The organism is Acinetobacter sp. BWR-L5 (assembly GCF_039655985.1).
Lineage (GTDB): Bacteria > Pseudomonadota > Gammaproteobacteria > Pseudomonadales > Moraxellaceae > Acinetobacter > Acinetobacter johnsonii.
This window is the reverse complement of sequence record NZ_JAGFEV010000010.1, coordinates 22469-35249: the sequence shown is the minus strand read 5'-3', so window position 1 is coordinate 35249 and position 12781 is coordinate 22469. Positions and strand designations below refer to the sequence as shown.

General features: G+C 40.8%; 10 protein-coding genes. 2 read left to right on the top strand and 8 right to left on the bottom strand.

What is annotated here, in order from left to right; all coding sequences use genetic code 11:
- Nucleotides 1–866 precede the first annotated feature (866 nt).
- The 8 genes from JZ787_RS15555 to JZ787_RS15520 all read right to left on the bottom strand — a co-directional run bounded on the left by JZ787_RS15555 (nucleotide 867) and on the right by JZ787_RS15520 (nucleotide 9129).
- Nucleotides 867–2042, bottom strand: coding sequence for an aminotransferase class V-fold PLP-dependent enzyme (locus JZ787_RS15555; protein ID WP_346312781.1), 1176 nt, complete (start codon nucleotides 2040–2042; stop codon nucleotides 867–869).
- A gap of 184 nt (nucleotides 2043–2226) precedes the next feature.
- On the bottom strand, nucleotides 2227–3015 hold the full coding sequence (locus JZ787_RS15550; protein ID WP_168159763.1) for an amino acid ABC transporter ATP-binding protein: 789 nt from the start codon (nucleotides 3013–3015) through the stop codon (nucleotides 2227–2229).
- On the bottom strand, nucleotides 3005–3922 hold the full coding sequence (locus JZ787_RS15545) for an amino acid ABC transporter permease (protein WP_346312780.1): 918 nt from the start codon (nucleotides 3920–3922) through the stop codon (nucleotides 3005–3007). The genes JZ787_RS15550 and JZ787_RS15545 overlap by 11 nt, the downstream gene beginning before the upstream one ends.
- The gene (locus tag JZ787_RS15540; protein WP_087014244.1) at nucleotides 3919–4467 is read right to left on the bottom strand and encodes a GNAT family N-acetyltransferase; all 549 of its coding nucleotides are present in this window, start codon (nucleotides 4465–4467) and stop codon (nucleotides 3919–3921) included. Before JZ787_RS15540 ends, JZ787_RS15545 begins: the two co-directional genes overlap by 4 nt.
- A gap of 159 nt (nucleotides 4468–4626) precedes the next feature.
- Complete coding sequence (locus JZ787_RS15535) at nucleotides 4627–5628, bottom strand: ABC transporter substrate-binding protein (RefSeq protein ID WP_346312779.1); 1002 nt, start codon at nucleotides 5626–5628, stop codon at nucleotides 4627–4629.
- The gene (locus JZ787_RS15530) at nucleotides 5615–6958 is read right to left on the bottom strand and encodes an LLM class flavin-dependent oxidoreductase (RefSeq protein ID WP_062035414.1); all 1344 of its coding nucleotides are present in this window, start codon (nucleotides 6956–6958) and stop codon (nucleotides 5615–5617) included. Before JZ787_RS15530 ends, JZ787_RS15535 begins: the two co-directional genes overlap by 14 nt.
- A gap of 1 nt (nucleotide 6959) precedes the next feature.
- Nucleotides 6960–8111 (bottom strand): amidohydrolase, encoded by a 1152-nt coding sequence (locus JZ787_RS15525; RefSeq protein ID WP_062035406.1) that lies wholly within the window; start codon nucleotides 8109–8111, stop codon nucleotides 6960–6962.
- 13 nt (nucleotides 8112–8124) lie between these two features.
- Complete coding sequence (locus JZ787_RS15520; RefSeq protein ID WP_346312778.1) at nucleotides 8125–9129, bottom strand: LLM class flavin-dependent oxidoreductase; 1005 nt, start codon at nucleotides 9127–9129, stop codon at nucleotides 8125–8127.
- Nucleotides 9130–9445: 316 nt separating this feature from the next.
- Here JZ787_RS15520 and JZ787_RS15515 point away from each other — a divergent pair, with 316 nt between their 5' ends.
- The gene (locus tag JZ787_RS15515) at nucleotides 9446–11983 is read left to right on the top strand and encodes a TonB-dependent receptor (RefSeq protein WP_346312777.1); all 2538 of its coding nucleotides are present in this window, start codon (nucleotides 9446–9448) and stop codon (nucleotides 11981–11983) included.
- A 137-nt stretch (nucleotides 11984–12120) separates the two neighbouring features.
- Nucleotides 12121–12741 (top strand): glutathione S-transferase family protein, encoded by a 621-nt coding sequence (locus JZ787_RS15510; RefSeq protein WP_346312776.1) that lies wholly within the window; start codon nucleotides 12121–12123, stop codon nucleotides 12739–12741.
- Nucleotides 12742–12781: the final 40 nt, after the last annotated feature.

Here is a 12781-nt window from a genome sequence, read left to right as displayed (position 1 = left end):
AAGCTTGACTACCGAAGGGTTTTCTTTTGATAACTGAACTTTATTTGATCCTCCCATATTAGCCACAGCTTCTTTATGAGATTCCTTACCTACTATTGAAATTTGAGTAACCATACAAATAACCCTCTGAAATGGTATTGATTTGTTATTTCCATCCAAAAATAAAAAAGCGTTTTCTGGTCTTATTAAACTTAAACAACTTTCAGCTACTCATAACCTGTATGTTCTTATGGTTCATTAAATAAAAAATGAGTATTAAAAGTAAATTCTTTCTTCTCTAAGTGTTTTTACACTAGTTTATTATTCTTTAAAATACACCTGTATAAACCCACTCAATTCTGACAAAAAATTATTAAGATTTTTTAAAAAATCTTATTAAACCTTTTAAAATCCACATGTTAAACCAATGTTTTAAAAATTATTTTTTATATAAAAAACAAATAGATAACAATAATGAATATTTTTAACAAATCGAAAGATATCTATTTTTAAAATTATACACATTAAAAATAAAATTGTTTTTTTATGTAACATTAAGAATGAAAATGCACATTTTTTTTATGGATTTTTATGAGAACAAAATCACAATAATTTATATATATTGTATTTAAAAACACAATATTTTATACACTGAGTACAACCCACTCCCAAAACCACAAAATCACTATTTTGATTTTACACACACTTTTTTTTATTTTAGATACCCACACATCTAAGTACTGAATTAAACTAAAACTAATTTGTATTTTACTGAATACACATCACTTACACGAAATTTGCGTATCATCTTTATCAGTTAAAAAACTAGAGAAAATTTTATTAATAGACTCTAGTTTTTTAGTCTAAATAAATCATAGCTTTAAGGGCTAGATAAAAGATAACTGTGTTGTTTTCTTTTTTTCCTTTAAAACCATTGCTAAATGCTTCAACAATATTTCTATATGATCTTGCGTGGTATATCTTCCAAAACTAAGACGTACCGTATTTGACACTAAATTTTCACTCAGTCCTAAAGCACTTAATACATGCGACGGTGCGGCATGATGCGAATTACAAGCCGAGCCACTTGAAACTGCGGCAACCTGTTTAATCGCGGCAATAATAGAATTAGCTCGTTCGCCTAAAAAACTGACATTTAAATAATTTGCGACATGCTGTGTAGCATGGCCATTTAAGTTCACGGGTGTCAAAGCCCGTAAACCTTGCAATAGCTTATTCCTTAGATGTTGGATCCGCTGTTGTTCTTCCACTAAGACTAATTTAGCCAATCTGCAAGCTTCGCCCATTCCAACGATTTGATGTGTGGCTAAAGTTCCCGAACGTAAACCCTGTTCATGTCCACCGCCATGAATTTGTGTCTTGATCTGTTTTTGAATGTCTTGACGAACATAGAGCGCACCAATGCCTTTGGGTCCATAGATTTTGTGGGCAGATAAACTTAGTAAATCAATCTGCATCGCCTGAACATCAATCTGTGTCTTTCCAGCGGCTTGGGCGGCATCGACATGAAATAAAATTTGATGCTGATGTGCAATATGACCAATCGCTTGAATATCAGTTAATGTGCCAATTTCGTTATTCACCATCATGAGCGAAATTAAAACCGTATTGGGTTGAATGGCTTGCTCTACCTGTTCTGGGCGAATAAGCCCCGTAACCAATTCGGGTTGCAAATAAGTGACCTGAAAACCGAGACTTTCTAACTCTGCACAGGTATCTAAAACGGCCTTATGCTCTATTTTACTGGTAATAATGTGTTTATTTTTATGCTTATAGATATCTAAAGTGCCTTTGAGCGCGAGGTTATTCGATTCTGTTGCACCTGAAGTCCAAATAATTTCTTGAGGTTTAGCGTGGATTAAATTGGCAACGTGCTGTCTAGACGTGGTGATATGTTTTGCCGCGTCCCAACCATAATGATGCGATTGTGAGGCTGGATTTCCGAAATCACCTTCTACAGACAAACATCGAATCATTGCTTGAGAAATTTCAGGAAGTATAGGTGTTGTTGCTGCATAATCCAAATAAATTAATCTGCTCATTTTAATCACTATTAAAAATAAATTTAAAATGATTATAAACGATGAAATTTATTCTATTTATATGGATTTAATCATACCTTATCAACAAAATTAAACTTATAAAAAAAATCGTTAGTTTTATCATTCACCAACGATTTTAATATATAAAACTAAAATAGATATCATTAAAAAATAAGACTCAAATTTATAAAACCCGAGATAAAAAGTTTTGAGTACGCTCTTCTTTAGGATGTTCCAGAACTTGTTGCACCGTACCTTGTTCAACAATTCTACCTTGATCCATAAACACCACATGGTCGGCAACTTCTCGTGCAAAAGCAATTTCATGCGTTACAATCACCATGGTTTTACCTAATTTCGCCAAACTTTTGATTACATTTAGAACTTCACCCACCAACTCAGGGTCTAAAGCCGAAGTTGGCTCGTCAAATAAAATCACTTTGGGGTCTAGTGCCAAAGCTCTGGCAATCGCAACACGCTGCTGCTGCCCCCCAGAAAGTTGTTTGGGCCATGCTGCAATTTTATCCCTTAGCCCAACTAAACCCAATAATTGATTGGCTTTTAAAATCGCTTGATCTTTACTAAGTTTTTTATGTGCTAAGGGTGCTTCAATAATATTTTGCAAAACATTTAAATGTGGAAATAAATTAAAGTTCTGAAAAACATAACCCACAGATTTACGTTGTTTTAAAATGTCTCGTTCTTTTAATTCATAAAGTTTATCGCCTTTTTTATGATAGCCGATAAACTCATCATCAATTTGAATAAATCCTGCATCTACACGCTCTAAATGATTTATCGTACGTAGTAAAGTTGATTTACCCGACCCAGATGGACCAATAATTACCGTCACGGATCCCGCCGGAATATCCAGACTAATATCCTGTAATGCCGCATGTCCCGCATAGTTTTTAAAGACATGGCTCACTTGGATATGACCATTTGTAGGCTGTGCTGATTGATTAATTATCATAACTGACTCCTATGCGCGGCTGAGTAACTTGTGGCTGCGCTTTCTTGAAAAAAGCAAAGCTATTAATGGCTGATTTCCGTTCACCTTTCGCCAATATTTTTTCGATATACCATTGCACGATGGAAAAAACACTGGTGACGATTACGTACCAAACGGCGGCAACCATCAACAACGGAATCACTTCTTGGTTGCGGTTATAGATCATTTGTACCGTGTAAAAGAGTTCAGGCATTGCCAAAACATACACAATCGATGTGCCTTTAGATAAGCCCACACATTCATTGATAATCGCTGGAATGATACTGCGAATGGACTGCGGTAAAATAATGTGCGTCGTACGGCGCCACCATGACAGACCCAATGCTGCCGCTGCTTCAAATTGACCATGATCGACAGACAAAATTCCGCCTCGGATGACTTCCGCGGTATAGGCACTTTGTACAATCACCAAACCCACCAAAGCTGTTGAGAACTGATCTAGTGCATTGATGGTTTTAAACTGGGCAAAGACCGTGTCAGTAAAAGGCACTCCGACATTGATATATTCATATAAATAAGAAAAGTTATAGAGAATAATCAACACCAACAGCAATGGTAATGATCTGAACATCCAGATATACACCCATGCCAATGAGCGAATTAACCAAGATGAAGACAGTCTCATCATGGCTACAATGGTGCCCAAAATTAAACTAAACACGATTGACCAAAAGGTCAGTTTCAGTGTCATCAACAAGCCCTGAAGAATGGCAGGATCAAAGAACCATTGTCTAAAAACAGGCCAGCCCCAGTTTTGATTGGAAAATATCGATTCCGCGATGACTGCAATAATTAATATCGAAAATGCGACGCCAATGTAACGCAGTGGATGACGTGCTGGAACGATTTTATAGTGCTCTAAATTCATGCGACCTCCTTTTGCAATAAAGTCTTTCTAAAAGGAAGTCCACCGTGTAAGGGTGCGCCAATATAGCGATCAAAATTAAAATCTGGGGTGAGTTCAAACTGCGGTTCATAACCTAAGCTCAAATACAATTTCACCGCTGGAATTTGTTTAAACCCCGTGGTGAGAAAGATTTTGCGATACCCTGCAGCAAGCGCACATCGTTCTAGTTCTTTGACTATTTTTGCAGCCAGCCCCTGTTTACGTAAGTTCCGATGTGACCAAATCCGTTTCAACTCTGCGGTTTCTGCGTCATAGCGTTTATACGCACCCATTGCAATGACTTCATCATCACGTTTAAGCACCACGAATAATCCATGCGGCGGTAAAAAGTCTTCCGCGCCTTCATAGCGTTCCCGATGTGTGGCTTTTTTGCGTTCATCAATAACGTGAGTATCTTGGCGTGCAAAAAAATCACCATAAATTTCTTCATATTCAGCAAATAACTGATCCAGTAAAGGCTGTGCTTCGGGCACATCAACGGGTATTTGGATAAATTTTTCTTGCATAACGACCTCTTATTTATCCTGAATCAATTGAAGACTAATCTAATCCAATTAATCAGTTTTCAAACTTTTTTACGTGTGAGCCGCTCTCCCATTGTTGTAGCAACTCATCACACTTCTTAATGCCAGAACAAAATTACCACTGTCTGGGCATTGTACCTTTTAGTCTCCTAGCCCCGGCGGGTTGATTACAGAATGCTGAATCGCTTCTGCCTGTGCCCCCCAACGCGCTAAGACTTTTTGATACTCCCCTGTTTGAATTACTCCATTTAAAGCGGTCTGTACCGCATCGGCCAAACCACCGCCTTTTTTCAGCGTGACCCCCAATTCGGCAGGTCGTGTTCCACCACCGAGCGCTGTTCCTGCTAAACGAATTTTTGCACCATTTGCTGCTTGCCATGCATAAGCAACGTTAGGACCAAATAAGGCATCAACCCGCCCAGACTGAAGCGCCAAACTTGCGGATGCACCATCATCGTAATAAAGTGCTTGCCCCGGTGGCAGCCCTTTCTTTTTATTGTCCTCAATCCAGTCCAACAGCACTTTTTCCTGATTGGTACCAGAACCAACAATCACTTTTAAACCTGAAATATCATCGGGACCTTTGATGGCTTTGACTTTGCTTTTCTCTGAGACATAAAAAGCCAATACGTCTTGGCGATAGGTCGCAAAGTCGAATTTCTCCTTACGCTCTTTGGTCACAGTGACATTGGCAATGGCTGCATCATATTTGCCACTAATCACACCGAGCGGCCAGTCTTCCCACGAGGTACGAACCAGTTTCAGCTTTAAGCCCAAACTGTCTGCAATCAAACGGGCAATATCAATTTCCGTTCCAATATAGGTTTGGTTATCGGGTCCCAATACACTTAATGGAGGTGCGCCTGAAATTGCAGCAACCGTTAAATAACCTGCATTTACAAACTTAAAATCTTTTGGAATTTTTTGACGGGCTTCTGCATTTTGAGCAACATGAATCGGCGTCATATTCTCTTTTAACTTTGCAAGCTCACGGCTATAAAAATCGGTTTTATCGGTCGATTTTGTAGACTCGGCTGTTGAGCTCGCTGTTTGTGTAGATGCCTGTTCTTTACTGCATCCAACCAGAGAAATTCCTAGAAACAATGCCAAAGCAATCGTCAAAGGTGTTTTATTCAACCGCATGAAACTGTTCCTTTTCTAATGGTTCAAATTGATTTTCTGGTCGCTTTAAACCAAAACTAGAACGTAAAGTGCTGCCCGGATACTCGGTACGATATAGGCCACGCTGTTGCAGCAATGGCACGACTTTTTCAACAAAAGTATCTAAAGTTTTTGGGGTTGCGCCCGCAATAATGAAGCCATCTGCCGCTTCTTCTTTTACCCACAGTTCCAACTGATCCGCCACTTCTTCCGCGGTTCCAGCAAAAGGTGGACGTGGAGTTGCTGCTTGCAGTGCAACCTGACGTAAAGTTAAATTCTCTGCTTTGGCTTTACGTTTAATTTCATCAGTGCCACTTTTGAAGCTGTTTTCACCGAGTGTGCCCAGTTCTGGAAAAGGTGCATCGAGTTCATACTGAGAAAAATCATGGTGTTCAAAGAAGCGCCCCAAATAATTCAGTGCATCCTCTATCGTCACCAATGCAGCAGTTTCAAGATATTGACGCTCTACGTCCTCAGCAGAATCTCCAATCAAGACCCCAATCCCTTGGAAAATAAGCAAATCATCTGCGTCGCGACCATTCTTAATCACTTGCTGTTTCACATCTAAGTAAAACGCTTGTGCTTCTTCCAAAGAGGCTTGATGGGTAAAAATAGCATCGGCATGTTTCGCAGCTAATGCACGACCTGCACCCGATGCTCCAGCTTGAAACAAAATCGGACGGTCTTGTGGCGAACGCTCCACATTGAGGGGGCCTGCCACTTCAAAATGTTTTCCTTGATGATTCAGCGTATGTAATTTACTGCGTTCAAAAAATTGCCCTGTTTCTTTATTACGAACAAAAGCACCTTCACCCCATGAGTCCCAAAGCCCTTTCGCCACTTGCAAATATTCATCGGCAATTTCATAGCGCTGGCTGTGCTCAGGATGCTGCTTACGGGTATGATTTTTTGCAGTACCTTCAAGCGGTGTGGTCACCACATTCCATCCTGCACGTCCACCACTTAAATGATCCAGACTGGCAAACTGACGGGCAATGGTAAAAGGCTCGCTATACGAGGTCGACACCGTACCCACTAAACCAATATTTTGGGTCACACTGGCTAGTGCTGAAAGCAAGGTAATCGGTTCAAAACGGTTGAGAAAATGAGGAATTGATTTTTCATTGATATATAGACCATCAGCCACAAAGACAAAATCAAACTTTGCCCGTTCTGCTTGAAGCGCGACGTTTTTGGCAAATTCAAAATTGATACTGGCATCGACTACCGCTTCAGGATGGCGCCATGCAGACATATTTCCGTTTGCACCGTGTAAGATTGTTCCAAGGCGAATTTGTTTGGTATTACTCATGTTAAACCTCTGCATTTTTATGAATAGACTCAAGTGCTTGTGTTGCTAAGGCAGCAAAGTACTGAGCAGCTGGATAAATTAAAGATTCATTGGGTTGATATTGGGGATGGTGCAGCCCGAAGTGACTGGCACTGCCGATACTGACAAAGGCACCCGGGATCTGTTCTAAATAGGCGCCAAAGTCTTCACCGATCAAATAAAGCGGCGCCTCTTGCACCTCATAACCTTGCGCGTGTGCAACAGATTGGCTCAGTTCAGTCCATGTCGCAGTGTTGATTAATGCAGCGGGGCCATTGTCCCAATCCACAGCAATCTCAACTGAGTGGGCAAGTGCAATACCCTGTGCAATTTGTTTAAGTTTTTGTTCAACGGCTAGTCGAACCTCAGGAGAATGGGTTCGTACCGTGCCCTCTAAGTGAGCTTCTTCTGGCAAGATGTTCCAACTGGTGCCTGCATGCACTTGGGTAATACTGACCACACAGGTGTCTAAATTATTAATGTTGCGACTAGCAATGGTTTGCACGGCACTAATCAACTGTGCCGCGACAACGATTGGATCTTTGGTTTCATGTGGATGGCCTGCATGCCCTCCTTTGCCTTTAATCACAATTTTGAATCGATCGACGTTGGCATAAAATCCACCAGCACGTGTCGCAAAAGTGCCTAGAGGTAACTCAGGGACATTATGAAAACCGAAAATGGCGGATACATCTTCCAAGGCTCCACTATTGATTACTTCATAAGCGCCACTATAAGTTTCCTCGGCAGGCTGAAAAATAACGCGCACCGTGCCTTTTAAATCAGACACTTGCGCTTTGAGTAAAATCGCAGCACCTAAAATGGTCGAGCTATGTAAATCATGTCCACAAGCATGCATCACTCCGTTTTGAGTCGAGCGAAAGTCTTGCTCGATCTCTTCATGAATGGGTAAAGCGTCGATATCTGCTCGAATAGCCACAACCGGATGACCAGTGCCAATATCCGCAATCAGTCCAGTTTTTAAGCCCCAAGTTGAGGTTTCGATGCCATATTCAGACAACCATTGTTTTAATTTGTCGGTGGTTTGAAACTCTTGACCTGATAATTCTGGATGACGATGTAATTCATGTCTCCAACTCAGCAACTGCTGTTCTAGTAATGGTCTATTTGACATCAATTTCTCCAACTCAAGCTGCAAGCACAGCGTGCTGCGCCAGTAAAGTTAGAGATTTCAGACGCGTTGCATGATCCAACAGTGGCGATTCGACAATAAATTCATGAATTCCATATTGTTGATGCAAAGCGTGTAATTGCTGATGAATGTCATCGGCAGTACCTTTAATAATATTTAGCTGCTCTTTTTTAAGGCTTTTAATCGCAGATTGAGCTTGTCGCGAAAACTCTTGGCCACTTTGCTCATTCGGGATTTTTACCCGTTGCCCATTCTCAAGTTCTAAGGTCCAAACGGATAGCCCTGCTGCCAGTTCTTCTGCTTGATCACGGCTATCAGCCACAATAATTTGTGCTGCAACAATGGCCTTTTTTCCAGCTGAAAAGTTTGAATAGGTCTGCAAAGCATCTTGAAGTAAGGTGGCATCGCCATTTAAATGCGCAGCAAATACGAAGTTCCAGCCTAAATCTGCTGCAAGTCGAGCGCTTTCAATACTGGCCCCCAATAAGAACTTTTCTGCACTTTGCTGAGGTATTGGTGTTGCAGCAACCTGATCAGGCTGATTTCGATCTAATTTTGCATTCAAATAATGATCTAATGCTTGTAACTGGGTTTTAAAGTTGCCTTTTTGTTTTTGGTCTAACCCAAGTTGTAATGCCTGCGTTGAAACAGGAAAACCACCAGGCGCTTTGCCTACCCCCAAGTCCACGCGGTCAGGTGCAAGACTTGCTAAAACATTAAAATTTTCCGCAACTTTATAAGGACTGTAGTGTTGCAACATCACCCCACCCGAACCAATTCGAATGCTTTTAGTCTGTGCCAATAACCATGCAATCAAAATTTCGGGAGATGGACTAGATAACAAAGCTGTGGAATGGTGCTCAGCCACCCAGTAACGATAAAAGCCTAAAGCTTCTGCCGTTTGAGCAATTTTCAAGGCATTTTTAAATGACTGTTCCGCGCTGATACCTTCGGCTCTTGGACATTTATCCAGTATGCTTAATTTATAATTCAGCCCCATTTCCTATTTCCCAAAAGATGTAAAGTTGGGATCTATTAAACAAATTTACGCTTTAAAAATTAAATATTAAATAAACTTAAAGTTATATAAAAAAGAGAAAAAACAGAGCCAATTAAAAAATAATCTATTATAAAAAATAATGAATTAATTATTAAAATATTCAAAATAAAACTTCCAATTAAAAGTGATATTAAAATGACTATTTAATATTTAACAATAAAAAAACAATCGATATATTGACTACCAGAGTCGAAATACTCATCAGATTATTATTTTAAGTAAACCTCTATAAATTACATCATCATTGGAAAATATAATGCTGCACACCAAGTTAATACAGCCCCAGCCTGAAAAGCAGGGTTTTAAAATATCACTCCTTCATCAATCCATTTTTTTTGCATTAACTTGCGGAATTACCGGCTCAATCTACGCTGAAGATATTCAACAAAAAACCGTGACATCCGTTGAAAAAGAAGATGTTCAACAACTCGAAAGCGTAGTCGTGGTAGGCAACCGCGGTGGTATTCGTACCATCACTGAAAGCCCTGCACCTGTAGATGTGATTAGTGGCGAACAACTCGTCAAACAAGGCAATACCCTCGCTTTAAGAGACATTTTGGCAAAAGTAATTCCTTCTTTTAGCGTGGCTACCGTGCCTAGCCAACCTGATGGTTACGGAGCTGTAGCCCGTTCTGCGGGTTTACGTGGTTTGGGTGGTGGGCATACGCTCGTACTTGTGAATGGCAAACGTCGTCATGTCGGTGCTTTGGCCATTAACAAATACGGTTTTGGCGAGGGCTACCAAGCAGCGGACTTAGATCTGATTCCAATTGGTGCTATTGCACGAGTTGAAGTTTTACGTGATGGTGCAGCCGCTCAATATGGTTCCGATGCCATTGCAGGGGTGATCAACATCGTGCTCAAGTCTGCTGATAATGGCGGCAATATTAGTGCCACCTATGGTGGTCGAGAGCATTATGATGCTACTGACCGAAATGGAGAAACCTTCCAACTGAATGCCAACGTTGGTGCACCACTGGGACAAGAAGGCTTTATCAATTTGGGTTTTGACCTGAAAAATCAGGATGCCACCACTCGTGCAGGTGCTGTTTCAGGTAGAATCTATTCAAAAGTGAATGGTCAAGATGACCCACGTGAAGCCACGGTAGATCGTAATTTAAATAAATTAGGTCTGCCTTCGGTTGAACAGTTTAATGTTTCTGCAAATGCTGAACTGCCTTTAAGTAAAGCCGCAACCTTATATAGCTACACCACCGCAGGCTGGCGCGATGCTTCGACTGGTGCATCCTACCGTCGTCCGAACTCTAGATCGGGTATCGTTGAAATATTCCCGAATGGGACAACACCCGATGTCATTTTAAATGAAACGGATGTACAAACCGTTTGGGGACTAAAAGGCGATAATGCGCTTGGTTGGGCATGGGATGTGAGTAGTTCTTATGGTAAAAACACACAAGATCACTCTACGCAAAATAACTTAAATCCATCTCTTGGACCGTCTAGCCCAACGTCATTTGGTTTGCAAAAATACGATGCTTATCAATGGGTCACTAACCTTGACCTAAAGAAAACCTTCGATATTGGTTTTGGTGCCAACCCACTGAGTGTTGCGTGGGGGCTCGACTATCGTAAAGAAGGTTGGTCTTCTAAAGCCACTGATCCTTTAGCCTATAAAAATGGCGGTTATATTATTCCTACAGGTGATAATGCAGGCTTACCTGCAACTGTTGGAACCTTTGGTGCTCGTGTACTTTTACCTGAAGATGAAGCCGATATTAGCCGGAGTAACACCGCTGCCTATTTAGATTTGGGTTTAGATGTAACCGAAAACTGGTTTGTGGGTTTAGCAGGCCGTTTTGAGCATTATGATGACAGTTCGGGCGATACATTTAACGGTAAAATTAACAGCCGTTATGAGTTCAGCCCACAACTGGCAGTACGCGGAACAGCCAGCACAGGCTTTATTGCCCCCTCTTTATATCAACAAGGTTTTGCCAGTACAGGCATTGTGAGTACGGTAAACAATGGTGTTCGCTCAGATGTATACAGTAAATCTGTACGTACCGATTCAGCATTAGGAAAAGCTTTAGGTGCAGAGGCACTTGATCCCACCGAATCGACTAACTTCTCACTGGGTTTAACCTATAGCCCATTCAAGAATTTTAACCTTGCAGTCGATGCTTATCGAATTGAACTGAAAGATCGTATTGCCTCCACGGCGGGACTTACAGGAACAGGCATCTATAACATCTTGGCGGCAAACGGTTTTTCTAACGTCAACTATGTCACCTACTATGCCAACTTATTTGATACAGAAACCAATGGGGTCGATGTTGTTGCGGACTATACTCAAAATTTAAATCAATACGGTCGTATCCGCTGGAGCTTAGGCTTCAACTGGAATGAAACCGATATTACAGCGATTGCGGATAATCCAAGCCAGTTAGATGGTATTAACATTGATCGTATCACCCGTCGCACCCAAGGCATGATTACCGATGCAGATCCGAAAACTAAATTCACGCTGGCTGCGAATTGGCAATACGCAAAACTGGATTTAAATACCCGTTTATCCCGCTATGGTAGTTACATTGCGCGCAGTGAAACCGCTGCAACTGACCAAACTTTTGATGCCAAATGGATTGTTGATTTAGATGCAACCTATCATCTTACAGACAGTCTTTCACTGACTTTAGGTGCGGACAATTTATTTAATACCTACCCTGAAAAATCCAACATTGTCGATGGCTTAGGTGAAAACTACTATGCCCAGCTTTCGCCTTTTGGACTCTATGGTGGCTATTACTATGGACGTGTTAATTACCGTTTCTAAAATTATTTAAAGCAAAACACTTTGGTGAAATTTCAATATCATCTAAGCCATTTTGACTGTTCAAAATGGCCGATAGCTTAAATGTTAGATTTCACCAAAGTATGGCATCTTCACATTCCAAATTTCTGAGAAAATATATGAGCATCACCATTTGGGGTAGACCCAACTCTTTAAATGTCCACAAAGTACTTTGGCTTGCAGCCGAACTTGGACTTCAATTTGAACATATTCCTGCGGGACAGCGGTATGGCCTGACAGTTACTGCTGAATTTTTAGCGCTCAATCCCAATGGTCTAATTCCAGTCATTCAAGATGGTGACACAGTTTTGTGGGAATCCAATACCATTTTACGTTATCTGACTGAAGTATATGGGAAAAATTTATTATGGATTGAAGATCCACGCTTACGCTTTAGTGCAGAAAAATGGATTGACTGGTACACCACCACCGTCCTGCCTGTGTTTGGAATCGTGTTCTTTAATTTGGTTCGTCAGCCTGAAGACAAAAGAGATTTGGCTGCGGTCAAAGTCGCAGCAGAAAAACTAGAAAAGATCTTGGATGTCGCCAATGCTGAGTTGGCTCAACAGCCCTATCTGTCTGGCTCTCATTTTGGTGTTGCCGATATTCCGTTGGCTTTAGCGCTCAATCACTGGTTCAATTTAGATGTTGAGCACCAGCATGATCATACGCACTTAAAAGCATGGATCGAACGTATTAGAGCGCGTGAGCATTTTTTAAAAGTGGCCAATATTCTTTAGTTAAGCGTGATTGCTGCATTTTAAAAATCTTAGCTTTAAA

Coding starts and splice junctions, on each gene's coding strand:
- JZ787_RS15555 (WP_346312781.1), bottom strand. CDS start 2,042: ATGAGCAGATTAATTTATTTGGATTATGCAGCAACAACACCTATACTT.
- JZ787_RS15550 (WP_168159763.1), bottom strand. CDS start 3,015: ATGATAATTAATCAATCAGCACAGCCTACAAATGGTCATATCCAAGTG.
- JZ787_RS15515 (WP_346312777.1), top strand. CDS start 9,446: ATGCTGCACACCAAGTTAATACAGCCCCAGCCTGAAAAGCAGGGTTTT.
- JZ787_RS15535 (WP_346312779.1), bottom strand. CDS start 5,628: ATGCGGTTGAATAAAACACCTTTGACGATTGCTTTGGCATTGTTTCTA.
- JZ787_RS15520 (WP_346312778.1), bottom strand. CDS start 9,129: ATGGGGCTGAATTATAAATTAAGCATACTGGATAAATGTCCAAGAGCC.
- JZ787_RS15540 (WP_087014244.1), bottom strand. CDS start 4,467: ATGCAAGAAAAATTTATCCAAATACCCGTTGATGTGCCCGAAGCACAG.
- JZ787_RS15530 (WP_062035414.1), bottom strand. CDS start 6,958: ATGAGTAATACCAAACAAATTCGCCTTGGAACAATCTTACACGGTGCA.
- JZ787_RS15525 (WP_062035406.1), bottom strand. CDS start 8,111: ATGTCAAATAGACCATTACTAGAACAGCAGTTGCTGAGTTGGAGACAT.
- JZ787_RS15510 (WP_346312776.1), top strand. CDS start 12,121: ATGAGCATCACCATTTGGGGTAGACCCAACTCTTTAAATGTCCACAAA.
- JZ787_RS15545 (WP_346312780.1), bottom strand. CDS start 3,922: ATGAATTTAGAGCACTATAAAATCGTTCCAGCACGTCATCCACTGCGT.